The following is a 24,621-nucleotide window of genomic DNA, read 5'->3' as shown; positions in this document are numbered from 1 at the left end:
CCGAACTTACTTCAGCTGGTCGGCGGTGTAGTAGCCCGAACCGACGAGGATTTCCTCATAGTTCGTGACATCAACCGGCAGCGGCTCCAGCAGGTAGGACGGAACGACCTTCACGCCGTTGTCATAGGTGGAGGTGTCGTTGATTTCCGGCTCGGCGCCGGACAGGATCGCATCCACCATCTTGACGGTCACGCCGGCAAGCGCGCGGGTGTCCTTGAAGATGGTCGAATACTGTTCGCCCGCGATCATGGATTTGACCGAAGGCACCTCGGCGTCTTGGCCGGTGACGATGGGCATGGGCAGATCGCCCGAGCCATAGCCAACGCCCTTGACCGAGGACAGGATGCCGATCGACAGCCCGTCATAGGGGGACAGCGCGCCGTGCAGCTGCTTGTCGCCGTAGTTGGCCGACAGCAGGTTGTCCATCCGGGCCTGTGCCACCGCGCCATCCCAGCGCAGGGTGCCGACCACATCCATGCCCATTTGGCCCGAAGCGATGACGATATCGCCCGAGTCGATCAGCGGTTGCAGGATCGACATCGCGCCGTTGTAGAAGAAGAAGGCGTTGTTGTCGTCGGGCGAGCCGCCGAACAGTTCGACGTTCCACGGCTTCACGCCGGGGAAGCGTTCGTTCAGGCCCTTGACCAGGCTTTCGGCCTGCTGGACGCCGACCTTGAAGTTGTCGAAGGTGGCGTAATAGTCGACCGAGCCGCTGTCACGGATCAGGCGGTCATAGGCGATAACCTTGATCCCTGCCGCAGCGGCGTTGTCCAGCGCGTTCGACAGCGTGGTGCCGTCGATGGCCGCGATGACAAGGACGTTGACGCCCTTGGTGATCATGTTCTCGACCTGCGCGAGCTGGGTCGGGATGTCGTCTTCGGCATATTGCAGATCGGTGGCGTAACCGGCGGCGGTGAACTGTTCCACCATCGAGTTGCCGTCCGAAATCCAGCGCGCCGAAGATTGCGTCGGCATGGCGATGCCCACGGTGCCTTTGTCTTGCGCAAAGCTGGGTGCGCCGATCAGCGACGCAGCAGTGGCGAGCGCGAGAAGCGCCCTTCTGGAAAGTTGCATGGTGTCCTCCCTCGCCGTGAATCGCCACGGCACGTTTCGGCTTTGCGGGCGGGCTCCAACCCCCATCCGCGCCGTGGGGGACAGTTGCAATGGGTTTGCATATCCGTCAATGAATGATTTGTGATTAATATATGGCGGAAAAGTTATGTCGGACGCGGATGATCTGCTGCGGCGCGGGGTGAAGCTGGCGCATCTGCGCCTGATGGCGGCGCTAGCAGAGACGGGGCAGTTGGGGCTGGCGGCGGATCTGATGGGGGTGGCCCAACCCGCCGCGTCGCGCCTGCTGGCCGAGGTGGAGCGGATCACGGGGCAGCCCGTGCATCTGCGCACGGGGCGGGGGATCACGCTGACGCCGATGGGGGTGGCGCTGGCAAAGCGGGCGGCGCGGGTGGTGACAGAGTTGCGCGATGCCGGTCGCGAGATGGCCGAGATTGCCAATGGCGGTTCGGGCCATGTGCGGATCGGGTCGGTGACCGGCCCGGCGCTGGACCGGGTGCTGCCCGCGCTGCGCACGGCGCGGTTGGCCCTGCCGGGGGTGACGACCGAGGTTGTGGTGGCACCGTCAGACCTGTTGGGGACGCAGTTGCTGTCTGGACGGCTGGATTTCGCCATCGGCCGGATGCCCGCGGGGATGGAAGGGCAGTTGCACCTGTCCGATCCCATCGGGGTGGAGCCGGTCTCGCTCATGGTGCGGCGGGGGCATCGGCTGGCGGGGGCAGAGCGGATCGCGCCGGCGGACCTGATGGGGTTCGACTGGGTGATGCCGGGGCCGGAGGCGCTGTTGACCCGCGCGGTGATGGAGAGGTTGCGCGCGCTGGGCCTGCCGCAGCCGCCGCAGCGGATGGCGACGGCGTCGTTTCTGCTGACGCTGGCGCTGGTGCAGCAATCCAACGCCATCGCGCCGCTGGCGCGGGCGGTTTGTGACCGATTCGCCGGGCCGGGGTCGCCCTATGAAATCTTGCCGGTCGATCTGGGTATCGTGGTGGACCCGTTTGGTTTGCTGACACGGGCGGGGGCGATTCTGACGCCGGTGGCGGCGCGGCTGGCGGCGATGGTGCTGGCACAGGGCAGGGAGGTTGCTGATTAGGCTGCGCCTAAGCTGCGCGGCGGCATATCCTGCTTTCCTTGCGCGGCCCGCTGGTCGACAGTGATCGGCAAGACGGGCTGGCCTGCAGGGCCGGTGCGTGTTGCTTTGCCGCCGAAGGATGCCTGCCATGACCGCCGTCGATCCCAGCCTGCGCGCGATAGAAGAGCTGCGCGCCAATGTGGCGGTGCCGTTTGAGCGGGCGCAGGCCATGCCGAAATCCGTCTACGTCTCGCCCGAGTTTGCCGAGGCCGAGCAGCGCCACATCTTCGCGCAGGACTGGCTTTGCGCGGGGCGCGCGGATGCGTTGAAGGAAGCGGGCGACTATCTGACGATGGAGATCGCGGGTGAGCCCGTCATCATCTTGCGCGACCGGGATGGCGCCTTGCGCGGGATGAGCAATGTCTGCCGCCACCGGATGAGCACGCTGCTGGAAGGGCGGGGGCGGGTGCGGGCGATCGTCTGCCCCTATCACGCCTGGACCTACAATCTGGATGGCACCCTGCGCGGCGCGCCGGCGATGACGCTGAACGAGACGTTCTGCAAGGATCAGGTGCGCCTGCCCGCGATCCGGGTGGCCGATTGGCATGGCTGGATCATGGTCACGCTGAACCCCGACGCGCCCGATATTCACGACCGGCTGCGCGACGTGGCGGCGCTGGTGGGCCATCTGGATATGGGGAGCTATGCCGAGACCTTCCGCGAAGAGTTTCGCTGGGCCACGAACTGGAAGGTGCTGGCCGAGAATTTCATGGAAAGCTATCACCTGCCCGCCTGCCACGCCGGCACCATCGGGGGCAGTTGCGATCTGGCGCTGATGGAATGCCCCGAGGGGACAGAGGCGTTCAACTATCATTGGATCGTCAAGAACGACACCGTGCCGCTGGCGCTGGCGCATCCGTCGAACACGCGGTTGCAGGGCGAGGAGCGGCGGATCACCTGGCTTTTGGCGATCTACCCCGCGCTGCTGATCACGCTGACGCCGGGGTATTTCTGGTACCTGGCGCTGACGCCGGATGGGCCGGGGCATGTGAAGGTGCTGTTCGGCGGCGGCATGAGTGCCGAATGGATGGCCGATCCCGATGCGTCTGCGAATCTGGCGGCAGTGAAGGCGCTGCTGGATGAGGTGCAGGTGGAAGACAAGGGCTGTACCGAAAAGGTCTATCGTGGGCTGTTGTCGCGGATGTCTGCGCCGGGGCCGCTGAGCCATCTGGAACGCCCGAATTTCGAATTTGCCCAGTATATCGCCCGGATGATGCCCGAGGCGTGATCCTTGTCAGAGCCGGGGGGTCGCAACGGCCCCCCGGCCCCCCCCTCGCACTCTTGACCCATCGGAAAGACATCATGGCCCATATCCGCCACCGCAAGTTCAACACCAAGGACACCTACCCCGAACAGAAGCTGGACAATGATCTGGCCCAGGCCGTGGTGGCGCGGGGGACGATGATCTTTTTGCGCGGGCAATGCCCGCAGGATCTCGACACCGCGCAGAACATCGGCAGCCATGATCCGGTGGAGCAGACCCACAAGGTGATGCAGAACATCCGCCAGCTGGTCGAGGAATGCGGGGGCAAGATGGAGCATGTGACCAAGCTGGTGGTCTATCTGACCGATGTGCGCCACCGCGAGGCGGTATATCGCACGATGGGCGAGTACATCCGCGGTGTGCATCCCGTCTGCACCGGGCTGGTCGTGGTGGCGCTGGCGCGGCCGGATTGGCTGGTGGAGATTGACGCCACTGCCGTGATCCCCGACTGAGCCTGCCCCCGAACCGCCCTGCCCCCGAACCACCCTGCATCCGCGTTGCATGGGTATGTGTTGCCAAGATGAAGCTGCCGTTTCACCTTGGCCCAAATACCCATCTTCGCCCGCCATCCCGAGGTGACGCATGACATTTTCGCTGCTGGCCCGCTGTGCCGAAACAGGTGCATTCGGGATGGTGATTTCATCCTCATCCCCCGCTGTTGCGGCGCGTTGTGCCCATGCGCGAGCGGGGGTGGGGGTGGCGGCGACACAGAACATCACCGACCCGGCACTGGGGCCTGCGCTGCTGGCGCGGCTGGCGGCGGGGGAGGCGGCGGCGGCGGCGATGGCCGGGGTCGTGGGTGGGGCGGCGTTTGCAGAGTATCGGCAGTTGATGGTGGTCGATGGGCAGGGCCGGACGGCCAGCCATAGCGGCGCGCATGTGCTGGGGTGCTGGGCGGTGGCTGAGGGGGCAGGGGTGATCGCCGGGGGGAACCTTTTGGCGCATGAGGGCGTGCCACAGGCCATGGTGGCGGGGTTTCTGGCGGCCTCTGGGGCGCTGGGCGACCGGCTGGTGGTGGCACTGATGGCGGGGCGCGATGCCGGGGGCGAGGCGGGGCCGGTGCATTCGGCAGGGCTGTTGATGGTGGACCGGGAAAGCTGGCCTGTGGCGGAGCTGCGCTGTGACTGGTCCGATGAGGCGCGCCCGATCGAGGCGGTGGCGCGGGCCTGGGAGGTTTATGCGCCGCAGATGGCGGCCTATGTGCAGCGGGCGCGCGATCCGCGCGCGGCGCCGTCCTACGGGGTGCCGGGGGAGAAGTAAGGGGGCTTTCGCCCCGGCGGCGGGCGGGCTAGCCTGCGCCCATGCCCCTGCGGTTCACCCTTCGCCAATTGGAATATCTGGTCGCGGTAGCGGAATGCGGGTCCGTCGCGCTGGCGGCGGAGCGGTGCCATGTGTCATCGCCGTCGATTTCCGCCGCGATTGCGCAGCTGGAGCAGGAATTCGGCCTGCCTTTGTTCATCCGCCGTCATGCGCAGGGCCTGTCGCTGACCGAAGGGGGGCGGCAATTCACCGAAGCGGCGCGGTCGGTACTTGCGGCGGGGGCGGCGCTGAACGACCGGGCGGCAGAGTTGACGGGGCAGGTGCGGGGGCCTCTGGCGGTGGGCTGTCTGCTGACTTTTGCGCAGGTGGTGTTGCCGCGCCTGCGGCGCAGCTTTGCCGAGGCCCATCCCGAGGTCGAGTTTCGCCAGTCCGAGCATGACCATGCCGCGCTGATCGAGGCGCTGCGCCATGCGCGGCTGGATGCGGCGCTGTCTTATGATCTGGAATTGCCGGGCGATCTGGAGTTTCTGCCGCTGTTGCCGTTGGCACCTTATGCGCTGTTGCCGGAGGGGCATCCGCTGGCGGGGCGCGCGCAGGTGACGGCGGCCGATCTGGCGCCGCATCCGATGGTGCTTTTGGACCTGCCCTATAGTGCCGATTACTTCCTGTCCTTTTTCACCGCCGAAGGCCTGCGGCCGCAGATTGCGGAACGCACGCGCGACATGGGGGTGATGCGGGCGATGGTGGCCAACGGGTTTGGCTATTCCATTGCCAATATAAGGCTGGGCTCGGACCGCGCGCCGGATGGGCGGCGGCTGGTCTTTGTGCCGCTGGTCACGCCGCGCGCGCCGATGCGGATGGGGTTGATCCTGCCCGCCGGGGGGCCGCTGCGGCGGGCGGTGGCGGCCTTTGCCGATCATTGCCGCGCGGTGCTGACCGAGGATGCTTTGCCGGGGCTGACGGATCCTGACTTTGGTCGCCATGGTTGACGGGCGACCTGGAATGGCTAGATCGCGGGCATGACACAGGAACTCATCCCCCGCCTGCCCGCTGCTCAACCTTTTGCGTTGCCCGCTGCTTTGATCGTGGCGCATGGACAGCCATCCGACCCCGGCCCCGCTGCCGCTGAGATCGCCTTTCTGGCGGCCAAGGTGCAGGCGCTGATGCCGGGGTGGCGCATAAGGTCGGCCACGCTGGCGGAACCCGATGCGCTGGCGCGCGAGGTGGCGGCGGCAGGCGGGGCGGGGCTGGTCTATCCGCTGTTCATGGCGGGGGGGTGGTTCACCACCACCCATCTGCCCGCCAAGCTGGCCGAGGCCGGGGGGGCGGATTGGCACATCCTGCCGCCGTTCGGGCTGGATGCGGGGGTGCAAGCGCTGACGCTGACATTGGCGCGCGAAGCGGCAGCGCGGCGCGGTCACGCGCCAGCCGACCTGCCGCTTCTCTTGGCGGCGCATGGCAGTTTCCGCAGCGCGGCCCCGTCAGACGTGGCCTATGCCATGGCAGACCGGCTGCGGCAGGAGGCCGGGTTTGCGCGGGTAGAGGCGGCCTTTATCGACCAGTCGCCCCGCATTGTGGAGGCCGCGGCAGGTTTCGCCCCCGGATCGCTGGTGCTGCCGTTCTTTGCCGCGCGCGGCGGGCATGTGATCGACGATCTGCCGCAGGCCTTGGCGGAGGCGGGGTTTGAGGGCGATCTGCTGCCGCCCGTCGGTCTGGACGCGCGGGTGCCGGGGTTGATCCGGCACGCGCTGAAGGCGGCGCTCAAGGCGCGGTGATCGGCTCTGTCCCTTGTTCCTTTTGGGTGGCTTGATCCGCCCCGAGGCGGGCGAGTTCATCGGACAGGGCGGCGCGGGTGGCCTGCCAGACTGGGGCGAGGGCGGCCAGCGAGTCCATCACATCGGGCGCGGCGTCGGGTTCCGGGGTGGGTTCTGTACCATTGGCGGCCAGAAGCTTCAGCGCCGTTTCCGCTGCCCGCAGCGCCGCATAGAAGCGGCGCGTGCCAAAGGTGCCGGAACTGCCGACAAGGCGGTGGCACAGCGCCGCCATCTCGGCCGCGTCGGTCTGCGGATGACGGGTGGTGAGGTCGGCAATGATCGTGTCGCCTTCGGCGATCAGGCGGGTGATGAGGGGGATTGCCGTATCGGGGCCGATCTGGCGGATCAGGTCGGCCAGAACTGCTTCGTCGACTATGGGCATCTGGTGTGGCGGGGGCGGGGTTTGCGGGTCTGGCAACCGGCCGGCGAGCGCGTGCAGCAGGGCCAGCCGGGCGATGGGTTTGGTCAGGGTGGCCTGCATCCCCGCCGCGTGGAAACGGGCCACTTCGTGTGGCAGGGCATGGGCGGTCAGCGCGAGGATGCGTGCGTCGCGCGACAGGCCCTGTCCGGCCCGGATCGCCTGAGTGGCGGCGATGCCATCCATACGCGGCATGGAGATATCCATCAGGATCACGTCAAAGGCCGAGGCGGCGGCCGCGTTCACCGCGTCAATGCCATCGGCGGCCTCTGTCACGTGGTGGCCTGCGCTATCCAGAAAACGGCGCAGGAGGAAGCGGTTGATGGCGTTGTCTTCGACCAAAAGAACCGAAAGCGGTGGTCCAGGGGGCGGATCTTCCGGCGGTGGCGCGGGCCGGACCCCGGTGACCGGCGCCTGCGGTTCCGGCGCGGCGGCGGACAGGTCGGCGGGTGGCAGGGGCAGGCGCAGCCAGAACAGGCTGCCTTCGCCTTCGATGCTTTCGACGCCGATCTCGCCCCCCAAGGCGCGCGCCAGCCGCCGCGCGATGCCAAGGCCAAGCCCGGTGCCCCCGGCGCTGCGGCCATAGCTGGCGTCAAGGGTGACGAAATCGTCGAAGATGCGGTCAAGGTCGGCCTCGGCGATGCCGATGCCGGTGTCGCTGACACGCAGTTCCACCAGCGCGTCCGGGCCGGAGAGGCGTTCCACCTCGACCGTGATGTCGCCGTTGCGGGTGAACTTGACCGCGTTGCCGATGAGATTGAGCATGATTTGCCGCAACCGCCCGGAATCGCCCATGACGGGCCCCAGCGGGCCGGTCGGATGCGACAGGGTCATGCGGTTGCCCGCGGCGGCAGCAAGGCCGGCCTGATTGGCGATGGTTTCCTCCAGCAGACGGTCGAGGTCAAAGCGCGCGCAGTCGGGGCGGATCATCCCGGCCTCGGCCCGCGATACATCGAGCACCGAATTCACGTGGCCCAGCAGGATATCGCCCGAGGCTTCCATGACGGAGAGGAGTTCCTTCTGCGCGTCATCCGTGGGCGTGCGGCGCAGCAGTTCCATCGACCCGATCAGACCGTTCAGCGGGGTGCGCATCTCATGGCTCATGACCGCGAGGAATTCGGCCTTGGCCTTTTCGCCGGCCTGGGCGCGGTCCAGCGCGCGGGTCAGGGCGACCTCGGCCTCGCGCCGGGTAGAGATGTCACGGACGAAGGCCACGACGAGGCCTGCTTCGGCGATCTGGGACCGGGCGATGGACACCTCGGCCGGGAAGCTGCGGCCATCGGCGCGGTGGGCGTCCACCTCAATGCGGATGGGGTGGGTGGCATCCGCCCCCGGATCGCGGAGCGCGGTGATCAGGGCGCGTTGCTGCGGGCCATCGGGGCCTTCGGCAAACAGCAGGGTGAGCGCGTTTTGCCCCTGCGCGTCGGCGGCGGGCAGGCCAAAGATCGCCTCGGCGGCTGGGTTGAATTCCCGGATCACACCGCCCCGATCGGTGACGACGATGGCATCGGCCGAGGTGGAAACGATGGTGGACAGTCGCGCCCCGGTATCGGCGAGCGCGCGTTTCTGCGCCTCGGACCGGCGGAATTGCAGGGCCAGCGCCCCGGCCACCCCGGCCACGATCAGCAGCAGCGCCCCGGTTACAAGCGCCAGCCGCACCAGCGTATCCGAGATCGATTCGCGGTTCATGTCGGATTGCGCGGTGAATTCGGACAGGGCGTTCAGCGTCATCTGGCGGGCGGTGGCGCGCAGTTCGGGCAATGGCGTGCCGATGCGCCCCAGAGCGGCGGCAAGCTGGGTATCGGGCGCGTCGATCAGCGGAACGGTGTTGTCCAGATAGCGGCGCAGGCGGGCATGATCGGCGCTGTAATCGGCACGCGCAAGCATCGGGGCGTAGACCGTGCTTTGTTCCAGCATCCCCACGCGGCTGTAGACGACATTGAACCAGCGCCGCACCTCATCAAGCTGGGCCGAGGACGGGTTGTCGCGCGCGGCGGACACCGCGCCTTGCAGGCGCAGCACCTCGACCTCGGTCTGCATCATCACCCATTGGGTGTTGTCGGAGTTGGCACGTTGCAACACCGCCAGTTTCGCGCGCACGGTCTGGGCGAGAAGGACCATGGCGATCAGGCATGACAGGGCCAGCAGCGTGGTCACGCCAAGCCGAAGCCGCCTTGCCCAAAGCTGCATTGTTTGCCCTGCCTTCTGTTCCGGTTTGCCTGTAGCGTGTCAAAGGGCCGTGACCCATGCCAGAGGCTAGGGCAGATGGGGCTTGCCTTCCAAGGCGTTTCACACGGTAAAGTAACGGCATTGACGGTCGTTCTGAAAGCAGAGCAATTCAGGACAGACCACATGATGCGGATGGGACAGGCGGACATGCGGCTTTTGCTGGCCGACGATCATGATCTGGTGCGCGAGACGCTTGCCGCCTTTCTGATGGCAGAAGGGTTCGAAGAGGTATGCTGTGTGGCCACCCTGCCTGAGGCGGTGGCGGTGCTGGAGAAGGGCGCGCGGTTTGATCTGGTGCTGCTGGATTACGGCATGCCGGGGATGAACGGGCTGGAGGGACTGGCGCGGGCGCGGGCGGCGGCACCGGGGGTGCCGGTCGCCATCATCACCGGCACGGTGCAGCGCGATCTGGCCGAGGCTGCGTTGGCTGCGGGGGCAGCGGGGTTCATTCCCAAAACGCTGGCGTCGCGCGCGATGATCGCGGCGGTGCAGTTGATGACCTCGGGCGATGTCTTCGCGCCGATTTCGCTGTTGATGAAGGAACCGGAGATGGCGTTGGCGTTGCAGACGCTGACCCGGCGCGAGACGGATGTGCTGCGCGGCATCTGCGAGGGCAAGCCGAACAAGGAGATCGCCCGCGATCTGGACCTGCAGGAGGTGACGGTGAAGCTGCATGTCAAGACGCTGAGCCGCAAGCTGGGCGCGAAGAACCGGACCCATGCGGCAATGATCGCGCGGGATGCTGGGTTGAGCTGACGGGTTCGGATTTTGGGGGGCCAACGATTTTTCTGCGAAAAATCAGGCCCCCCTGGCTGATTTCTCCAGCGACGGATCATGCGTTTTGTGCCGGGGGCAGGGCGTGAATTTTCGCAGAAAATTCGTGCGCCCTGCCGGGGCGCGTGTCAGACCGTGTGAAGGTAGAGGTCGAAATCGACCTCGCTGACTGTGCGGGCGACGCGGGCGTGTTCCGCCGCCTTGATCGCGGTGAAGGTGCGGTGCATGTCTTCACCCAGCGCGTCCTTGAGGAAGGCCGAGGCGGTGGCCGCCTCGATCGCCTGCCGCCAGTCGACCGGGATCGGCGGGGCATCCTGGGCATCGGCATAGCCGTTTCCGGTGGTTTCCGGGCCGGGGTCGATCTTGTGGCGCAACCCGTGGCGGATGCCTGCCAGCACGGTGGCCGCGACAAGATAGGGGTTGGCATCCACCCCGGCGGGGCGGTGTTCGATGCGGCGGGCCTTGATGTCGCCTGCCGGAATGCGCAGCGCGACGGAGCGGTTGTTCACGCCCCAGGTCGGGCTGACGGGGGCGTAGCTTTGCGCGGCAAAGCGGCGCCAACTGTTGGCGTGGGGGGCAAAGACCAGCATGGATTCGCCCATCGTCGCGCGCAGGCCACCCAGCGCGTGCAGGATGGCGGGGTTCCACTGGCCCTCGGTCTGCTCGACAAACACATTGCGGCCATCGGCATCGCAGAGCGAGACGTGGAAATGCATGCCGGAGCCTGCGTATTTCTCCACCGGTTTGGCCATGAAGCAGGCGGTCACGCCGTGCTGGCGGGCCTGCAGGCGGACGATCCGCTTGAGCCGCATCAGATCATCGGCGGCCTGCATCACATCGGTGCGGTAATGCAGCGTTAGTTCGTACTGGCCCGGCGCATATTCCGAAATCATGGTTTCGGCCTTGATCCCGGCCTTCTCTGCTGCGGCGTAGATGTCGCTGAACAGCGGCAGCATGCCGTGCAGATGGTCCACCGAATAGACCTCGGTCTTGTGTGAGCCGCGGCCATCGAGCACGTCGCGGGCCGGTTGGACCTTGCCATCGGGGCCGCGGTCGTTGGCGAGGAGGAAGAACTCCAACTCGAACGCGCCTGCGGGGAAGAGCCCTTCGCCCGCCATGGCATCGACCTGCCGTTGCAGGGCGTGGCGGGGGTCGGAGGTCATGGGATTGCCGTCGAGATCATAGAGCGACATCAGCACCTCGCCGCGCGGCGGCTGGGTGGCGTGCAGCGGCACCAGCGTGCCGGGGATGGGCCAAGCGCGCAGGTCGCCATCGCCCTGATCCCAGATCAGGCCGGTTTCATGCACATCTTCGCCGCAGATATCGAGGCCGAGGATGGAAATGGGCAGGTGGCGGCCAGAGCGGTAAAAGGACAAAAGCTCATGCCGGCGGATAATCTTGCCGCGGCCGATTCCGTTCGAATCGTGCAGGACGATATCGAAGGCTTCGATTTCGGGGTAGGCCGCGAGGAAGGCTTCGGCCTCGGCTGCGGTGGAGCCGGAGGGGCTGATGGTATCGGTCATTCGGAATCTCGGCAGAAGAGTTCGGTCAGGATTTCGTCGAAGGCGGCGATCAGGCGGTCGATCTGGCGTTTCTTGGTGGCGGGGCTGACCAGCATCATGTTGTGGAAGGGCGCGATCAGGCAGCCCCGGTTCAGCAGGGCGGTGTGAACTGCCGCCTCGACCTGCGGTTGGTGGGCCTTGTGCGCCGCGGAGCCGTTCTTCAGCGGGCCGGGGGCGCAGATAAACTCCACCCGCGCGCCGACGCGGACGACGTGCCAGGGCGCGTTGTGCTTGGCGATCACGGCGGTGAGGCCGGTGGCGAGGCGTTCGGCACCGTCTTCCATATGGGTGTAGTGTTCCGGTGTCATCACCTCGGCCAGGGTGGCGCGGAGGCAGGCGAATTGCATCGGATTGGCCGACAATGTGGTGCCCATGCCGGAATGGCCCGGCGGGCGGGTTGCGTTGTAGGTGGCGAAGCGGTCGGCCACGGCCTGCGTCATGCCCCAGACGGAGGTGGGCATCCCGCCCGCCACGCATTTGCCGACGACGAACATGTCGGGGGTGAGCCCGTGGACGCGGGTATAACCGCCAAGGCCCGTGGAGATGGTGTGTGTTTCATCAATGATGAGCAGCGCGCCATGTTGCGTGGCGAGGTCGCGCAGGCCTTGCAGGAAGCCCGGATCGGGCAGGACCATGCAGCAGTTTGTCATCACCGGCTCGGTCAGGATGGCGGCGACATCGCCTTTGGCGAGCGCCTTTTCGACGGCGGCAAGGTCGTTGAATTCGCAGACCACCGCGCCGAGGGTGAGGTCCTGCACCTGGCCCACAAGGCCCGCGCGGTTGGCGGTTTTGCCCTTGGTCAGTTCGACCATCGTGTCATCCAGCGTGCCGTGATAGCAGCCGTTGAAGACCAGCACCTTGGGCCGCCCGGTCACGGCGCGGGCGACACGCAAGGCAAAGCGGTTGGCATCGGTGGCGGTGGTGGCGATCTGCCAGCGGAAGGGGCCGAAGGTCTGCGTGAGCAGGCGGCCTGCTTCCAGTGCATCTTCGGTGGGCAGCATGTAGGTGAGGCCGCGCTTGGCCTGTTTGCGGATGGCGCGGGCGACGGGTTCGGGGGAATGGCCGAACATGGACCCGGTATCGCCAAGGCAGAAATCATCGATGCCATAGCCGTCGATATCGGTCAGTTTCGCGCCAGTCGCCTTGGCCACCAAGGGCAGGTGGGGCATGGGCCAATCGGCCATCCAATGCATCGGGACGCCGTTGAGGAAGGCCCCGGACCCGGCAGCGAGGGCGGCGGCGGCCTTGGGGCGGCTTTGCGCGAAGCGCCGGGCTTCACGTTCCGCGATGCGGGTGAGGCGGTCCTGCGGGATGCCTGCGATGAGTTTTGCCGGTTTTGCCATGGGACGGTCCCTTTGCGCTGCTTCCCGGCTTATGGCGCGTAATTTGATCAAATGCAAATGCGGGATAGCAGCATTTTCCCGGCGGTGGTGCGGGTGGCGGGCCGGGTTATGGGTATTTGGGCCAAGATGAAGGGGCAGGGTGGTTTCAGGAGGTGACGCGGATCTCGATCAGGCGGGGGCCTTTATGGGGGGTGGCGAGGGCGGCGTGGAGGGCGGCGGGGTCCTCAGTGACGCTTTGGAAGGGCAGGTCGCAGGCGGCTGCGAAGGGGGCGAGGTTGAGGGGCGAGGGGGTGCAGCCGATGATTTCGGTCTGCGCGTCGCGCATCGCCTCAGCGATTTCGCGGTAGCTGGCATTGTTCCAGACGAGGAAGGTGATGGGCAGGGATTCATCCACCGCGACGCGCAGTTCTGCAGGGTCGAATTGCAGGCCGCCATCGCCGATGAGGCAGATGGTGGGGGTGCCGGGCGCTGCGATGGCGGCCCCGATGGCGGCGCCGGGACCGAAGCCGAGCGCGCCAAAGCCGGTGGCGGCGTTGAACCAGCCACCGGGGCGGTCATGGTCGTAGAACAGGTTGGCGGCGTAGACGGGCTGGGTGCTGTCGCCCACGATCTGGGCGTTGGGAATGGCGGTGCGGATCGCCTCGACCATTGCCAGCTGCGCGGGCATGGAGGGGTGGAGATGGGTCAGTTCGGCGCGGGCTTGTTCGCGGGCGCGGGCGGCACGGGCGGGGCCGTCGGCCTGTTTTGGGGTGAGGTGGGGGAGGAGGGCCGTGATGGCGCTGGCGGAGTCGGCGGTGATGGGCAGGGCGGCGGGATGGCGGGCGAGTTGATCGGTGCAGATGTCGATGCGGATCATGCCTGACAGATCGGGAAAGCCGCCGCGGACATACATATCGTAATCGGTGGGGCCAAGTTCGGTGCCGAGAGCGAGGATCTGGTCCGCCGCGGCGATCAGGGCGCGGGGGGCATCGAGCGACGGGGAGGCGGGCACGCCGAGCGGGTGGGCATGCAGCATCCCGCGCGCGTTGACGGTGAGGATCGCCGGGGCGTCGAGGCGTTCGGCGAGTTGGGTGAGCGCAGCATCGCAGCCACGTGCGCCGCCACCGGCGAGGATGACCGGGCGCTGGGCGGCGTTCAGGAGGTGGGCGGCCTGTGCGATCTGCGCCGCGTCGGGGGCCGGGCGGGTGGGCAGCGGCGCGCGGGGCGCATCAGGGCAGGCCAGCGGCATCACATCGGTGGGAATTTCGATATGGAAGGGGCCGGGGCGGCCTGTGAGCAGATGGGTGAAGGCGCGGTCGAGGACAGCTTCCAGTTCGGCGGGGTCTTCCAGCCGTTCGGTTGGGCAAAGCGGGCGGACCATGGCGGCCTGATCGGGCAGTTCGTGCAGCAGGCCGAGGCCCTTGCCCAAGCTGGCGCGACGGTTGACGCCGGAGATGACGAGGATTGGGACAGAGTCCGCCTTGGCCTGCCCCATGGCGGTGAGCGCGTTCAACAGGCCGGGGCCGGTGATGACGAAGGCCACGCCCGGCTTGCCCGAGACGCGGGCATAACCATCGGCCATGAAGGCCGCGCCCTGTTCGTGGCGGGGTGTGACGTGGCGGATGCCGCCACCCGCAAGGCCGCGATACAGTTCGATCGTGTGGACACCGGGGATGCCGAAGACGACCTCGACCCCGCGGGCCTTGAGACCCTCGACCAGCGCCTGCCCGACCGTTCTCATGCCGCTTGCCTTTGGGCGGCGGCGAAAGTGGCGATGCGAGTGCAGGCTTCAAGGATTCGGTCATCGGGTTGGGTCAGCGACAGGCGCACCCAGCCTGCGAGGGCCGTGCCGAAGCTTTCGCCGGGCATGACGGCCACCTTGGCCTGCGCCAGCAGCGCGCGGGCAAAGGCATCGCCGGACAGGCCGGTGGCGCGGATGTCGAGAAGCGCGAACATGCCCGCCTGCGGCATGTGCACGTGGATACCCGCCGTGCCATGCAGGGCATTATGGATCAGTTTGGCGCGGCGCTGGAAGCGGGCCATCATCTCGGCCGCGATGGGCGAGGGGGAGGAAACGGCCTCGGCCGTCATGTCGGCGATGAAGGGCTGGCTGCCGAAGAGCATGGTTTCCGACAGGGGCAGCAGGCGGGTGCAGAATTCGGCAGGACCGATGCACCAGCCGGAGCGGAAGCCGGGCGCGGCGTGGGATTTGGAGATGGAGGAGGCGACGATCACCCGGTCTGCATAGTGCGGCAGATCGAGCGGGGAGGCGAAGGTCACGCCGGGGAAGCAGAGGTCTTCGTACACCTCATCACACAGGACCCAAAGATCGTGTTCGGCGGCAAGCTGGCACAGGGCGGCAAGGTCGTCGCGCGACAGGACTGCCCCGGTGGGGTTGTGTGGGCTGTTGAGGAAAAGGACGCGCGAGCGCGGCGTGATGCGGGCGGCGATGTCGGCGGGCTGGATGCGGAAGCCTGCCTCGGGGCGCAGGGGAACGGGGATGACCGTGGCCCCTGTGGCGCGGATCAGGCCTTCATAAGTGGCATACATCGGATCGCCCACCAGCACCTCATCGCCCGTGGTGACCAGCGTTTGCAGGATGGCATAGAGCGTGGTCTGGGTGCCGGGCAGGCACATGACCTGATCACGCCCGATTTCGCGCCCGCGCCGGGCGGTGTAGCGGGCGGCGAGGGCGGCCACGAGGGCCGGTTCGCCGCGCCCGTTGGAATAGCCGGTGCGGCCCGCCGCCATGGAGCGCGCGGCGGTGTCCAGCAGGGCGGGTGGGGTGGCGACATCGGGTTCGCCGATGGTGAGTTCGATCACCGCTTCGCCTGCGGCCTGCATCCGGCGGGCCAGGGCGTGGACTTCCCATTTCGCGCCGCCCAGATCGGCAAGACGGTCGGTGACGGGGGCATATCTCATGGAGTGATCTTTCTGTCGGATGGATCGGAATAGGCGGTGTCGGGGAAGCGTACGCCCAGCATGGCGCCGATGCCGTCGAGCGCGATGCGCACGACCTCGCCGCTGGCAAAGCTGTCGGGGAGGGAGCCGCCTTCGATCCAGAGCCCGTCGATCAGGGCATTGCAGGCGATGGCTTCGCGCCGGTCGCGGGCTGGGTCGGCGGGGCGGGGCAGGGCGGCGATCAGGTCTTGCAGACGGTCACGGTAGCCAAGATAGGTGGCTTCGTGGATGGTGTGGATCACCGGGTCATTGCGGCCAAGGTGCATGTAGCTGGCCCAGACGCCGACGACGGCGGGGGTCATCACCGGCGGGCGGAAGTTGGCGGCGATGAAGGCGGCGAGGCGGCCGATGGGATCATCTGCGGGCAGGCCTTCGATGGCGCGGAGCGCCTCTTGCGTCATTGAGTCCATGACATGGCGATAGGCGGCGTGGGTCAGTTCTTCCTTTGATTGGAAGTAATGGCGGATCAGCCCCGGCGTGACCCCGGCGCGGGCGGCGATGGCGCGGACGGTCGCGGCCTCTGTCCCGCCTTCGGCGACCAGCGCCATCGCGGCAGCGATCAGATCATCGCGGCGCTTTTCTTCGCCTTCTCGGCGATAGGGGCGGCGGAGGGCGGGTCCGGGCATGGGGAACCTGCGAATTATACGATTGAATAATAAGACGGTTTCGAGCCCCGCTGCAAGGGGTATTCCTGCATCGTGCCACAGCGTCGCGGGAAAGGCGATTCCGGGATTACTGCGCCCTGGCCGGGGGGGCGTCGGGGCTGCGGGCCACGTCCTTGTGGACGATGACATCGGTCTGGGGATAGGCGGCGAGGATGGATCGGCGCAGGCTGGCGCCGATGGCATGGGCCTCGCGCAGGGTTTGGTCGCCATCCAGTTCGATATGGATGTTCACGAAAATGCGGCTGCCTGCGGTGCGGGTTTTCAGATCGTGATAGCCGCGCACACCGGGCCAGTCTGCGGCGATCTTGCCGATGCCCGCCACGATCGCCGGATCGGCGCGGCGGTCCATCAGCGCATCCCACGCGCCCTTGCCGATCTTGGCCGCCCCCAGTGCCAGCATCGCGGCGGCCCCCAGTGCTACCACCGAGTCAACCGAGGCCAGCCCAAAGCGGCTGGAGGCCCAGAGCGAGGCGATGGCGCCCAGATTGGGCAGCAGGTCGCCAAGGTAATGCAAGCGGTCGGCGGCAATCACGCGGCTGCCCGTCTTGCGCGCCACGCGGCCTTGCCACCAGATCAGGCCCAGTGTCAGCAGGATGGATATGACCATCACGGCCATGCCAAGGCCTTCGTCGGAGAGCGGCACCTGTTCGGGGGCCATCAGCCTGTCGATCGCGCCCCAGGCAATCGCCCCGGCGGCGATGATGATGAAGACGGCCTGCCCAAGCGCGGCCAGATCCTCGGCCGAGGTGTGGCCGAAGGCGTGGTCTTCGTCGGCGGGTTTGGCGGCGTAGAGAATCGCGGCCATGGCGCCGAGGCTGACCATCAGGTCCATCGCGCTGTCGGCCAGAGAGGCGGCGACCGACAGTGACCCGGTCAGGCCAAGCCCCCACAGCTTTAGCCCCACAAGGGTGCCGGCCACGAGGACAGAGGCCAGCCCTGCCGAGATGTTCATGCGGACCAAGGTGGGTAGGGGCATTGTCGCGCCTCCGGCAGGGGTTTGCCGCCCGCTATCGCAGCGCGGCCCCCACAATCAAGCGCAAGCGACTCGCAACAGGTTATTCGATGGTTTCGGTGGGCGAGACGCCCCAGAGCGCGGTCTTGCGCACCCAGCCCCGTTCGCCATCGACGGACAGGCGGCACCAGTCGGGCAGGCATTCCTGCACCCAGCCCACGACATTGCGTTCGGCCTTGAATGTCACCTCGGCCTCATCCTGCGGGGTGCTGTGGAATTCTGCCATGTCGGCGGCGATCAGCACCGAGCGGACACCGGAGAGCAGCGCGTAATGCACCCAGCCGCCCACGCCTTCGGCATCTTCGACCCGGCGCCAGTGTTCATATTCGGCGGTGATGCGCAGCGGCATGCCCGAGCGGGTGAAGACCCAGTCGATGCGGTGGGTCAGGCCGGGGCCACGGCGGGCGTTGCCCTCGTTGCCCTTGAGGCTGACGAAGCGGGGAAGGGGCAGGTTGGTGACTGTGCCAAGGTTCGGATCGCGCGGGGTGGGCGGGTTTGCGGCCACGGCGGGGGTTGGTTCGGTGCTGGGGGCCGGGCCGGGTGCGGCAAGGGCGGGGGCGGCCTCTGGTGTGGCAGGCGGCGCGGTGACGGCAGCGGCCTGCACCAGTCCTTCGGGGCGGGGCATCGGACGCGTCACGTCTTGCGCGGGGGCCATGCTTGCCCATCCGACCACCGCGCCCACAATCGCGCCCGCCAGCGCCACCCGTGCCAGAACCATCATTACCGTCCACCTGTTCCTTGGCCGCACGCCGGTGTTCCGGTCGCCACGGCCCTGCTACTGCCCGTCTGGCCCGCGTCGTTGCGCGGACCTTGTCCTTCGGGGGCTTGTGCCTGCCCCCGCTTCCCGCCACTTTGCCACCTAAGGAACGGATATGGAAGTGCAGGGAGGCGCCCCATGCCAGCAGGACGCTTGAGTGTTGTCGTGACGCGACGGTTGCCCGAACCGGTAGAGACCCGGATGAAGGAATTGTTCGATGTGGACCTGCGCGATCCCGACACGCCGATGACGCGGGACGAGTTGGCCGCCGCCCTGCGCCGGGCGGATGTTCTGGTGCCCACGATCACCGATCAGATTGATGCCGGCCTTCTGGGGCAGGCGGGGGACAAGCTGAAGCTGATCGCCAATTACGGGGCGGGCGTGGATCACATCGACGTGGCGACTGCGCGCCAGCGGGGGATTTTGGTATCGAATACCCCCGGTGTGGTGACCGATGACACCGCCGACATGACCATGGCGCTGATGCTGGCCGTGACGCGGCGCATCCCTGAGGGGTTGTCGGTGATGCAATCGGGCGAATGGCAGGGCTGGTCGCCCATGGCGCTGCTGGGCGGGCGGATCGGCGGCAAGCGGCTGGGGATCCTGGGTATGGGCGGGATCGGGCAGGCCGTGGCGCGGCGGGCGCGGGCCTTTGGGATGCAGATCCACTATCACAATCGCCGCCGCCTGCGGCCCGAGGTCGAGGCGGAACTGGAAGCGACCTATTGGGAAAGTCTGGATCAGATGGTCAGCCGGATGGATGTGATTTCCATCAACTGCCCGCATACGCCATCGACCTATCACCTGATGAATGCGCGGCGCTTGAAGCTGTTGAAGCCTACGGCGGTGATCGTGAACACCTCGCGCGGGGAGGTGATCGACGAGAATGCCCTGACCCGGATGCTGCGCGCGGGCGAGATCGCGGGAGCAGGGCTGGATGTTTATGAGCGCGGGGCCGAGATCAACCCGCGCCTGCGGGAATTGCCCAATGTCGTGCTGCTGCCGCATATGGGATCGGCCACGCGGGAAGGTCGGATCGAGATGGGCGAGAAGGTGATCATCAACATCAAGACCTTTGCCGATGGCCACCGCCCGCCCGATCAGGTGGTGCCGGGGATGCTGTAGGGGCCTAGACCCGGTAGAAATCGCGGTACCAGTCCACGAAGCGCTGCACGCCGTCGCGGATATCGGTGCGGGGGAGGGGGCCGGTCAGCGCCTCGATCAGGCTAGCATCGGCCCAAGTCGCGGGCACGTCGCCGGGTTGCATCGGCAGAAGGTTCTTTTGCGCCTGCATGCCCAAGGCCGCCTCGACCGCCTGGACGAAATCCATCAGGCCCACTGGCGCGCCATTGCCGATATTGACCACCCGCCAGGGCGCGACGGGCGAGAGGCTGTCCATCGCGCCTGCGCTTTCTGAGGGCGGCAGGGCGATCAGGCGCACGATCCCTTCGACCAGATCATCGACATAGGTGAAATCGCGGCGCATCTCGCCGTGGTTGTAGATGTCGATGGGTTCTCCGTTCAGGATGGCGCGCACGAATTTGAACAACGCCATGTCGGGGCGGCCCCAAGGGCCATAGACGGTGAAGAAGCGGAACATGGTGGTGGGAAGGGTGTAGAGATGGGCATAGGAATGGGCCATCACCTCGCCCGCCTTTTTGGTGGCGGCGTAGAAGGACATCGGGTGATCAGCGGCGTGGGTTTCGGCATAGGGCATGGCCGTGTTCGCGCCATAGACCGATGAGGTGGACGCGATCAGCAGATGGGCAGGCTGTGCGTGGCGGGCAGCCTCGAGCACCTCATAGGTGCCGATCAGGTTCGCTTCGACATAGCTGCGCGGGGCGTCGATGGAATAGCGCACCCCGGCCTGAGCGGCGAGGTGGATGACCACATCCGCGCCTTCCATCAGGTTTGCGACCAGCCCCGGCGTTTCGACCAGCCCTTCGACGGCGCGGAAGCCGGGGGATTGCATCAGCATCTGGTGGCGGCGCTGTTTCAGCGCCACGTCGTAATAGGTGGTCATGCCGTCAAGGCCGGTGACGTTCCAACCATCGGCCAGCAGGCGGCGGCAGAGGTGAAAGCCGATGAACCCGGCCGATCCGGTAACCAATGCCTGTCTTGCCATCCCTGCGCCCCCGCTGCACCTGCACGGCGCCTAACTGGCAGGGCACGCGGGGGAAAATCAACCCTTTGCGGTGGTGGCGGTCATCTTGGCGGTTATTGCCCGAGGTGAGTTGTTCCCTTTACCGCTTCCTTTCCAGAAGTTTCGACGGGGTGCCTTGGGGCTGCGGTCCTTTGGGTATTTGGGCCAAGGTGAAGGGGCCGGGCGTTTTCCCCTTTTCCTGCGGGGGGTTGCGGGTGGGCGGCTAGAAGCGGGTGGGTAGATAGGGGGTGATGTCCATGCCCGGTGCGCGGCCAGCGATGAGGTTGGCCACGATCCGTGCGGTGACGGGGGCCATGGACAGGCCCAGATGGCCGTGGCCGAAGGCGTGGATCACATCACCCCCCGCGCGGGAGGGGCCGATGACGGGAACGGAGTCCGGCATGGAGGGGCGGAAGCCCATCCAGGTGCGGTCAGGCTCGGGCAGGCCGGGGAAGATTTTCCGAGCACCTTCAACGAGTTTCGCGATGCGGTGGGGCGACGGCGGCGCGGTCAGGCCGCCCAGTTCGACCGTGCCTGCAACGCGCAGGCGGCCTTTCATCGGGCAGAGGTAGAAGCCGCGGGTGGTGGGGCAGGTGGGGCGGGTGACGGGGGGATTGGGCATATCCCATTCGACATGGTAGCCGCGTTCGGTATCGAGCGGGACGCGGTCGCCGGCCATTCTGGCGAGGTTGCGGGAATGGGCGCCGGCGGCGATGACGACGTGGCGGGCCTTCAGGGTTAGTCCCGGACCGGTGATGAGGATGCCATCCGCCTGGCGTTCAAGGGTTGTGGCGCGGGTCTGCACGATCTCGGCGCGGGTGGCCACTTCGGTGGCAAGAAGACCGACCATCCGCCCGGGATCATTGAGAAAAACGGCTTTGGGGAAGAAGGCGGCGCCGCCTTCCACCGCGGGCAGTGTAGGTTCCATCTGGCGCAGGGCTTCGGGTGCGATCAGATCGACGGTGACACCCAGAGAGCGGCGGAAGGCCATGTCCTGTTCGGCGGCGCGGAAGGCGGCGGGTGTTTCATAGACATAGAGGCAGCCGCGCTTTTGCAGGATGTCGGCTGCGCCTAATTTCTCGCCTAGATTCAACCAGTTGGGGCAGGCATCAGCCAGCAGGGCGGCGATGTTGCGGGCGTTGCGTTCGGCCTGTTTGGGCAGGGATTGCCAGGCGAAGCGGGCGAGCCACGGCATCAGCGCGGGCAGGGCGGCGCGGCGGATGGCGAGGGGGGAGTTGCGGTCAAACAGCAAGGAGGGGAGGTTGCGCAGCACGTCCGGGGTGCCGACGGGCAAGACGGCGTAATCGGCGATTGTCCCGGCATTTCCGTAGCTTGCGGCGTTTTGTGAAATCACGTCTCCGGGCGGGTTGGGATCAATCAGCGTCACTTCGCGCCCTTCGGCGGTCAGACGCTCGGCAATGGCCAGACCCACGACGCCCGCGCCGATGATGGCGATATCGGTGGTGATGTAGCGGGGCATGGGGGGCGGTTCCTTGGACGTTAACGCAGTACGGCGGGGCGGTTCGGGAGGGGGGAAGGGGCGTGTGGGCTGTGCAGCAGCCGGTGCAGATGGCGGTGCAGACGATTGTGCATACAAATTCGGGCAGGGCCGGACGGTGCGGAATGGTTAAGGGTGCGGGGGCGCACAAAAGGAAACCCCGCCCCGGATCATGTCCGGGGCGGGGATGGGCGGGTTACATGCAGGCCTGATAGAGCGCGCGGGTGTTTTCGCGCGTCATCGGGATGGGGTTACCGCCGCAGGACGGGTCTTCCAGCGCCATTTCGGTCAGCTCATCCAGACGCGCGGCATCCACCCCCATCGCCGTGAGGTTGGCGGGGATGTTGAGCGTGGCGCGCAGGTCCATCACGGCCTTGCGGAAGCCATCGAAGCCGCCCGCGATGCCGATATAGGCGGCGGCCTTTTCCAGACGTGCCTCGATCACGGGGCGGTTGAAATCGAGCACCATGGGCATGACGACGGCGTTCGTGGTGCCGTGATGGGTGTTGTAGACCGCGCCCACCGGGTGCGAGAGCGAATGGATCGCGCCCAGACCTTTCTGGAAGGCGACCGCGCCCATGGCAGCGGCGGACATCATATGCGCCCGCGCCTCAAGGTTGGTGGGGTCGCTATAGGCGGTGGGAAGGTTTTCGAACACCAGACGCATCCCTTCCAGCGCGATGCCTTGCGACATCGGGTGGTAGAAGGGGGAACAATAGGCCTCAAGGCAATGCGCCAGCGCATCCATCCCGGTGCCGGCGGTGATGAACTTAGGCATTCCCACCGTAAGGGCCGGGTCGCAGATCGTGACCACGGGCATAAGTTTGGGGTGGAAGATGATCTTTTTCTTGTGGGTGGCGGAGTTTGTCAGAACCCCGGCGCGGCCCACTTCGGACCCCGTGCCTGCGGTGGTGGGGACGGCCACGATCGGGGCGATCTTGTCGCCATCGGCGCGGGTGTACCAGTCGTCGATATCTTCGAGATCCCAGACCGACAGGTCGGCCCGCTGATGCGCCATGAGGGCGATCATCTTGCCCAGATCGAGCGCCGAGCCGCCGCCGAAGCAGATCACACCGTCATGGCCGCCCGCTTTGTAGACCTTGATCCCGGCATCCATGTTGCCTTCGTTCGGGTTCGGGTCGACTTCGGAAAACACCGCTGTGCCGAGCCCGGCTTTGGACAGCACGGCCACGGCATCGGCGGTGATGGGCAGCGAGGCGAGGGCCTTGTCGGTGACGAAGAGGGGGTTCTTGATCCCCGCCGCCTTGCAGTGATCGGCCAGTTCGGCAATGCGGCCCACGCCGAATTTGATGGCGGTGGGGTAGGACCAGTTCCGGTTGGGAACATTGTGGGTCATGGTGTTCAGACCTTCTTGAGGTGATAGGATTTCGGACGGGTCACCGAATGGAACCCGAGATAGGAGAGGCTGCCGCCGCGCCCGGTATCCTTGCAGCCCGTCCAGCACAGGGCCGGGTCAAGGTAATCGGCGCGGTTCATGAAGACGGTGCCGGTTTCGATACGTGCGCCGATGGCCTGCGCGGTTTCATAGTCCTGCGTCCAGACCGAGGCGGTGAGGCCGTAGGGGGAATCGTTCATCAGGGCGACGGCTTCGTCATCATCCTTGACCTTCATGATGCCGACGACGGGGCCGAAGGATTCCTCGGTCATCACGCGCATGGAGTGATCGACGTTGACGAGGATTTGCGGCGCGAGATAGGCGCCGCCGTCATCGGCGGGGAAGAGGGCGGGGTCGATCAGGGGTTTGGCCCCTGCGGCGATGGCATCGGCGATCTGGCCACGGACCACGGCGGCAAAGCGCTTGTTGGCCATGGGGCCGAGGGTGCTGTCGGCATCGAACGGGTTGCCGAGTTTGAGGGTTTTGACCCATGCGACGGCCTTTTCGACAAAGGCATCGTAGAGCGATTCATGGACATAGATGCGTTCGATGCCGCAGCAGCATTGGCCTGCGTTATACATCGCGCCGTCCATCAGCGTATCAACGGCGGCGTCGAGGTTGGCGTCATGGCGGACATAGCCGGGGTCTTTGCCGCCCAGTTCGAGGCCCAGCGGCGTGAAAGTGCCAGCGGCGGCCTTTTCCATGGCGATGCCGCCACCCACCGATCCGGTGAAGTTGACGAAGCCGAAGGAACGGGCGGCGATGAGGGATTCCGTCGTGGCGTGGTCGAGGACGACGTTCTGGAACACGTCGGCGGGGATGCCTGCTGCGTGGAACGCCTCGGCCAGCCTTTCGCCGACCTTCATCGTCTGGCTGGCATGTTTCAGGATGACGGTGTTGCCCGCGATGAGGGCGGGGACGAGGGTGTTGATCGTGGTGAGGTAGGGGTAGTTCCACGGGGCCACGATGAAGACGACGCCGACCGGATCGCGGGCGAGGTAGCGGCGGAATTTGTCGCTGTCTTCGATCATTTCGGGGGCGAGCGTCTTGGCCGCGATGTCGGACATGTATTCGGTGCGGGCGTTGACGCCGCCGAATTCACCGCCAAAGCGGGTGGGGCGGCCCATCTGCCATGCGAGTTCTTCGACGATGACGGCGGACATGTCGTTGAGGTTTTTCACGCCTGCCTTGACCAGCGCGATACGGTCCGCCAGCGGGCGGGCGGCCCAGGCCTTTTGTGCGGATTTGGCGCGGGCGACAGCGGCCTTTGCCTCATCCGGGGAAAGGGGCATGCGTTCGATATAGACCGATCCGTCGACCGGAGAGATGAGTTGGATGGGTTTCAT

21 protein-coding genes are annotated in these 24,621 nt (G+C 66.7%); 8 read left to right on the top strand and 13 right to left on the bottom strand.

Annotation, left to right across the window (positions count from 1 at the left end; translation table 11 throughout):
* Positions 1–6: 6 nt before the first annotated feature.
* A complete protein-coding gene (gene chvE / locus RSE12_17950; protein ID WRH62231.1) occupies positions 7–1,074 on the bottom strand; it encodes a multiple monosaccharide ABC transporter substrate-binding protein in 1,068 nt (355 codons plus the stop codon).
* 145 nt (positions 1,075–1,219) lie between these two features.
* Here chvE and RSE12_17945 point away from each other — a divergent pair, with 145 nt between their 5' ends.
* The 6 genes from RSE12_17945 (at position 1,220) to RSE12_17920 (ending at position 6,499) form a co-directional block, all read left to right on the top strand.
* On the top strand, positions 1,220–2,161 hold the full coding sequence (locus RSE12_17945) for a LysR family transcriptional regulator (GenBank protein WRH62230.1): 942 nt from the start codon (positions 1,220–1,222) through the stop codon (positions 2,159–2,161).
* A gap of 127 nt (positions 2,162–2,288) precedes the next feature.
* Positions 2,289–3,428, top strand: a complete 1,140-nt coding sequence (locus tag RSE12_17940; protein WRH62229.1) for an SRPBCC family protein — start codon at positions 2,289–2,291, stop codon at positions 3,426–3,428.
* 74 nt (positions 3,429–3,502) lie between these two features.
* On the top strand, positions 3,503–3,916 hold the full coding sequence (locus tag RSE12_17935) for a RidA family protein (protein ID WRH62228.1): 414 nt from the start codon (positions 3,503–3,505) through the stop codon (positions 3,914–3,916).
* Between the two features lie 130 nt (positions 3,917–4,046).
* Positions 4,047–4,724: a DUF1028 domain-containing protein gene (locus RSE12_17930; GenBank protein ID WRH62227.1), complete on the top strand. Its 678-nt coding sequence runs from the start codon at positions 4,047–4,049 to the stop codon at positions 4,722–4,724.
* Between the two features lie 41 nt (positions 4,725–4,765).
* Positions 4,766–5,713, top strand: coding sequence for a LysR family transcriptional regulator (locus RSE12_17925; GenBank protein WRH62226.1), 948 nt, complete (start codon positions 4,766–4,768; stop codon positions 5,711–5,713).
* Positions 5,714–5,743: 30 nt separating this feature from the next.
* Positions 5,744–6,499, top strand: coding sequence for a CbiX/SirB N-terminal domain-containing protein (locus tag RSE12_17920; GenBank protein ID WRH62225.1), 756 nt, complete (start codon positions 5,744–5,746; stop codon positions 6,497–6,499).
* On the opposite strand, the gene RSE12_17915 is transcribed toward RSE12_17920, so the two are convergent.
* Entirely contained in the window at positions 6,486–9,146 is a 2,661-nt protein-coding gene (locus RSE12_17915; protein ID WRH62224.1) for an ATP-binding protein, read from the bottom strand. The genes RSE12_17920 and RSE12_17915 overlap by 14 nt on opposite strands.
* Before the next feature lie 162 nt (positions 9,147–9,308).
* Between RSE12_17915 and RSE12_17910 the strand changes: the two genes are divergently transcribed.
* Positions 9,309–9,941 carry a response regulator transcription factor gene (locus tag RSE12_17910; GenBank protein WRH62223.1) on the top strand — a complete coding sequence of 211 codons (633 nt, stop codon included), beginning with the start codon at positions 9,309–9,311 and terminating at the stop codon, positions 9,939–9,941.
* A gap of 146 nt (positions 9,942–10,087) precedes the next feature.
* Here the strand turns inward: RSE12_17910 and RSE12_17905 are convergent, their stop codons facing one another.
* From RSE12_17905 to RSE12_17875, 7 genes are all read right to left on the bottom strand, one after another.
* On the bottom strand, positions 10,088–11,482 hold the full coding sequence (locus RSE12_17905; protein ID WRH62222.1) for a glutamine synthetase family protein: 1,395 nt from the start codon (positions 11,480–11,482) through the stop codon (positions 10,088–10,090).
* Positions 11,479–12,864: an aspartate aminotransferase family protein gene (locus tag RSE12_17900; GenBank protein WRH62221.1), complete on the bottom strand. Its 1,386-nt coding sequence runs from the start codon at positions 12,862–12,864 to the stop codon at positions 11,479–11,481. Before RSE12_17900 ends, RSE12_17905 begins: the two co-directional genes overlap by 4 nt.
* Positions 12,865–13,009: 145 nt before the next feature.
* The gene (locus RSE12_17895) at positions 13,010–14,584 is read right to left on the bottom strand and encodes a 5-guanidino-2-oxopentanoate decarboxylase (protein WRH62220.1); all 1,575 of its coding nucleotides are present in this window, start codon (positions 14,582–14,584) and stop codon (positions 13,010–13,012) included.
* Entirely contained in the window at positions 14,581–15,765 is a 1,185-nt protein-coding gene (locus RSE12_17890) for a pyridoxal phosphate-dependent aminotransferase (protein ID WRH62219.1), read from the bottom strand. The genes RSE12_17895 and RSE12_17890 overlap by 4 nt, the downstream gene beginning before the upstream one ends.
* Complete coding sequence (locus tag RSE12_17885; GenBank protein ID WRH62218.1) at positions 15,762–16,430, bottom strand: TetR family transcriptional regulator C-terminal domain-containing protein; 669 nt, start codon at positions 16,428–16,430, stop codon at positions 15,762–15,764. The genes RSE12_17890 and RSE12_17885 overlap by 4 nt, the downstream gene beginning before the upstream one ends.
* Positions 16,431–16,536: 106 nt before the next feature.
* The gene (locus RSE12_17880; protein ID WRH62217.1) at positions 16,537–17,445 is read right to left on the bottom strand and encodes a cation diffusion facilitator family transporter; all 909 of its coding nucleotides are present in this window, start codon (positions 17,443–17,445) and stop codon (positions 16,537–16,539) included.
* Positions 17,446–17,524: 79 nt separating this feature from the next.
* Positions 17,525–18,202 carry an SH3 domain-containing protein gene (locus tag RSE12_17875; protein WRH62216.1) on the bottom strand — a complete coding sequence of 226 codons (678 nt, stop codon included), beginning with the start codon at positions 18,200–18,202 and terminating at the stop codon, positions 17,525–17,527.
* Positions 18,203–18,376: 174 nt separating this feature from the next.
* Here RSE12_17875 and RSE12_17870 point away from each other — a divergent pair, with 174 nt between their 5' ends.
* A complete protein-coding gene (locus RSE12_17870) occupies positions 18,377–19,363 on the top strand; it encodes a D-glycerate dehydrogenase (GenBank protein WRH62215.1) in 987 nt (328 codons plus the stop codon).
* Positions 19,364–19,367: 4 nt separating this feature from the next.
* On the opposite strand, the gene RSE12_17865 is transcribed toward RSE12_17870, so the two are convergent.
* The 4 genes from RSE12_17865 to RSE12_17850 form a co-directional block, all read right to left on the bottom strand.
* Positions 19,368–20,363 (bottom strand): NAD-dependent epimerase/dehydratase family protein, encoded by a 996-nt coding sequence (locus RSE12_17865; protein WRH62214.1) that lies wholly within the window; start codon positions 20,361–20,363, stop codon positions 19,368–19,370.
* A 241-nt stretch (positions 20,364–20,604) separates the two neighbouring features.
* The gene (locus RSE12_17860) at positions 20,605–21,861 is read right to left on the bottom strand and encodes an FAD-dependent oxidoreductase (GenBank protein WRH62213.1); all 1,257 of its coding nucleotides are present in this window, start codon (positions 21,859–21,861) and stop codon (positions 20,605–20,607) included.
* A 214-nt stretch (positions 21,862–22,075) separates the two neighbouring features.
* A complete protein-coding gene (locus RSE12_17855) occupies positions 22,076–23,236 on the bottom strand; it encodes an iron-containing alcohol dehydrogenase (GenBank protein ID WRH62212.1) in 1,161 nt (386 codons plus the stop codon).
* 5 nt (positions 23,237–23,241) lie between these two features.
* Positions 23,242–24,621, bottom strand: a complete 1,380-nt coding sequence (locus tag RSE12_17850) for an aldehyde dehydrogenase family protein (GenBank protein ID WRH62211.1) — start codon at positions 24,619–24,621, stop codon at positions 23,242–23,244.

The sequence above is a fragment of the Fuscovulum sp. genome (assembly GCA_035192965.1).
Classification (GTDB): domain Bacteria; phylum Pseudomonadota; class Alphaproteobacteria; order Rhodobacterales; family Rhodobacteraceae; genus Paragemmobacter.
The sequence above is the reverse complement of the archived record's forward strand: the minus strand, read 5'-3'. Positions and strand labels throughout refer to the sequence as shown.

What these genes read in the sequence shown, in the direction of transcription:
- chvE (WRH62231.1), bottom strand. Translation starts at nt 1,074, where the DNA reads ATGCAACTTTCCAGAAGGGCGCTTCTCGCGCTCGCCACTGCTGCGTCG.
- RSE12_17945 (WRH62230.1), top strand. Translation starts at nt 1,220, where the DNA reads ATGTCGGACGCGGATGATCTGCTGCGGCGCGGGGTGAAGCTGGCGCAT.
- RSE12_17940 (WRH62229.1), top strand. Translation starts at nt 2,289, where the DNA reads ATGACCGCCGTCGATCCCAGCCTGCGCGCGATAGAAGAGCTGCGCGCC.
- RSE12_17935 (WRH62228.1), top strand. Translation starts at nt 3,503, where the DNA reads ATGGCCCATATCCGCCACCGCAAGTTCAACACCAAGGACACCTACCCC.
- RSE12_17930 (WRH62227.1), top strand. Translation starts at nt 4,047, where the DNA reads ATGACATTTTCGCTGCTGGCCCGCTGTGCCGAAACAGGTGCATTCGGG.
- RSE12_17925 (WRH62226.1), top strand. Translation starts at nt 4,766, where the DNA reads ATGCCCCTGCGGTTCACCCTTCGCCAATTGGAATATCTGGTCGCGGTA.
- RSE12_17920 (WRH62225.1), top strand. Translation starts at nt 5,744, where the DNA reads ATGACACAGGAACTCATCCCCCGCCTGCCCGCTGCTCAACCTTTTGCG.
- RSE12_17915 (WRH62224.1), bottom strand. Translation starts at nt 9,146, where the DNA reads ATGCAGCTTTGGGCAAGGCGGCTTCGGCTTGGCGTGACCACGCTGCTG.
- RSE12_17910 (WRH62223.1), top strand. Translation starts at nt 9,309, where the DNA reads ATGATGCGGATGGGACAGGCGGACATGCGGCTTTTGCTGGCCGACGAT.
- RSE12_17905 (WRH62222.1), bottom strand. Translation starts at nt 11,482, where the DNA reads ATGACCGATACCATCAGCCCCTCCGGCTCCACCGCAGCCGAGGCCGAA.
- RSE12_17900 (WRH62221.1), bottom strand. Translation starts at nt 12,864, where the DNA reads ATGGCAAAACCGGCAAAACTCATCGCAGGCATCCCGCAGGACCGCCTC.
- RSE12_17895 (WRH62220.1), bottom strand. Translation starts at nt 14,584, where the DNA reads ATGAGAACGGTCGGGCAGGCGCTGGTCGAGGGTCTCAAGGCCCGCGGG.
- RSE12_17890 (WRH62219.1), bottom strand. Translation starts at nt 15,765, where the DNA reads ATGAGATATGCCCCCGTCACCGACCGTCTTGCCGATCTGGGCGGCGCG.
- RSE12_17885 (WRH62218.1), bottom strand. Translation starts at nt 16,430, where the DNA reads ATGCCCGGACCCGCCCTCCGCCGCCCCTATCGCCGAGAAGGCGAAGAA.
- RSE12_17880 (WRH62217.1), bottom strand. Translation starts at nt 17,445, where the DNA reads ATGCCCCTACCCACCTTGGTCCGCATGAACATCTCGGCAGGGCTGGCC.
- RSE12_17875 (WRH62216.1), bottom strand. Translation starts at nt 18,202, where the DNA reads ATGATGGTTCTGGCACGGGTGGCGCTGGCGGGCGCGATTGTGGGCGCG.
- RSE12_17870 (WRH62215.1), top strand. Translation starts at nt 18,377, where the DNA reads ATGCCAGCAGGACGCTTGAGTGTTGTCGTGACGCGACGGTTGCCCGAA.
- RSE12_17865 (WRH62214.1), bottom strand. Translation starts at nt 20,363, where the DNA reads ATGGCAAGACAGGCATTGGTTACCGGATCGGCCGGGTTCATCGGCTTT.
- RSE12_17860 (WRH62213.1), bottom strand. Translation starts at nt 21,861, where the DNA reads ATGCCCCGCTACATCACCACCGATATCGCCATCATCGGCGCGGGCGTC.
- RSE12_17855 (WRH62212.1), bottom strand. Translation starts at nt 23,236, where the DNA reads ATGACCCACAATGTTCCCAACCGGAACTGGTCCTACCCCACCGCCATC.
- RSE12_17850 (WRH62211.1), bottom strand. Translation starts at nt 24,621, where the DNA reads ATGAAACCCATCCAACTCATCTCTCCGGTCGACGGATCGGTCTATATC.